General features: G+C 69.1%; 2 protein-coding genes and 1 pseudogene. All 3 read left to right on the forward strand.

The genetic code is table 11. The features are described 5' to 3' along the window. A pseudogene (locus ACKOED_RS12030) lies at window positions 1-180 on the forward strand (hypothetical protein); the annotation flags it as partial. Between the two features lie 6 nt (window positions 181-186). Then, a complete protein-coding gene (locus tag ACKOED_RS12035; protein WP_408916834.1) occupies window positions 187-687 on the forward strand; it encodes a hypothetical protein in 501 nt (166 codons plus the stop codon). Next, a partial coding sequence (locus ACKOED_RS12040) for a phage terminase large subunit family protein (protein ID WP_408916835.1) occupies window positions 593-1,627 on the forward strand: 1,035 nt, incomplete at its 3' end. The genes ACKOED_RS12035 and ACKOED_RS12040, both read left to right, overlap by 95 nt.

Below are 1,627 nucleotides of genomic sequence, written 5' to 3' on the forward strand. Positions count from 1 at the left end.
GTTGCCAGTACGGCCATCGGATACATCGTCGCAGTGGCCACCCAGATGATGGTCTTCCCGCTCTTCGGGCTGCGGGCGGGCGTCATCGAAAATCTCGGCATCGGCCTCGCCTTCACGGCGGTGTCGCTGGTCCGGAGCTACCTCGTGCGGCGGCTGTTCGAACGTCTTCATCCGAGGTGACCCCGCGTGGCTGAAGAAGACAAGTCCAGGGGCCAGACCATCAGCCTCGCGCAGGCGGCCACCTTCCTGAACCGCAGCCCGTCCTGGGTGCAGGCGCTGGTCAGCCAGGGCTACATCACCCGGCAGTCCTATGGCCGCTACTCGGCGGTTGCCATCGTGCGGGGTGCCCTCGCCTACTACGAGGACCTGCTCCAGAACTCCAACAGGGCCGCCGCCGCCAGCCGGGCGACCGACGCCCGCACGCGCGAGATCGAACTCCGCATCGCCGAGCGGCGGCGCGACCTGATCCCGATGGAGGACGCCAAGGCGGAGATTGCCGCGGTTGTCTCGGAGGTGAGAGCCGAAATCGCCGGGCTGGGAGCAAGGATCACGCGCGACATGGAGCTGAGGCGGCGGATTGACGGTGAAGCGGATGGCATCCTCGGGCGGCTGGCGGAGCGAGCCGCAGAAGCGGGCCGCGCTCTCGCTGCTGAGGGCGGAGCTGTGGAGGCCGAGCCGGAAGCGTGATCCGGCGGAATGGGCGGCCGAGCACCGGGTCTATCCGGAGACCGCCGGCATCCCGGGCCCCAGGAACCCCCGCCTCACGCCCTACATGCTGCCGTGGTCGGCGGCGGTCCACAATGGCGGCTACCGCCGGGTGGTGGCGGTCACCGCCGCCCAGAGCGGCAAGACCGATTCCATGCTCGACGTGATCGGGGCGCGGCTCGACCAGCGCCCGGCGCCGATCCTCTATGTGGGGCCGACGAAGGAGTTTCTCACCGACCAGTTCGAGCCCCGCCTGATGGCGCTGCTCGACGAGGCGCGGAGCCTCAGGAACAAGGTGGTGCGCGGCCGGCGGATGAAGAAGACGCTGAAGCTCGTGGCGGGTGTCCGGGTCCGTCTCGCCCATGCGGGATCCTCCGCCGCGCTGAAATCCGACCCCGCGGCGCTGGCGCTCATCGACGAGTTCGACGAGATGGTGGCGAATGTGAAGGGGCAGGGCGATGTGCTGGGCCTCGTCGAGGCCCGCGGCGAAACCTACGCGGACTTCGTGACCGCCATCACCTCGACACCTTCGCGGGGCCTCGTGGACAGTGAGCGCGATGAAGCGAGCGGCCTGGAGTTCTGGACCAGGTCGGCGCCCGATGACCTGGAGAGCCCGATCTGGAAGCTCTGGCAGGAGGGCACGCGCCATCACTGGACCTGGCCCTGCCGCCATTGCCACGCCTTCTTCGTGCCGCGCTTCAGGGAGCTGCGCTGGCCGGAGCGGGCGACACCCGCCCAGGCCAAGCGCGATGCGATGCTGGTCTGCCCGAACTGCGGCGGGATCCACACCGAGGCCGACAAGGCCTGGATGAACGGGCGCGGTGCGATGGTCGCTCCCGGACAGACGGTCGAGCTGGTGGACGATGGACCTGTGGTCTCCGGATCGCCCGGGGAAAGCCCAACGCTGTCGATGTGGACCTCA

The organism is Aestuariivirga sp., assembly GCF_046093005.1.
GTDB lineage: Bacteria > Pseudomonadota > Alphaproteobacteria > Rhizobiales > Aestuariivirgaceae > Aestuariivirga.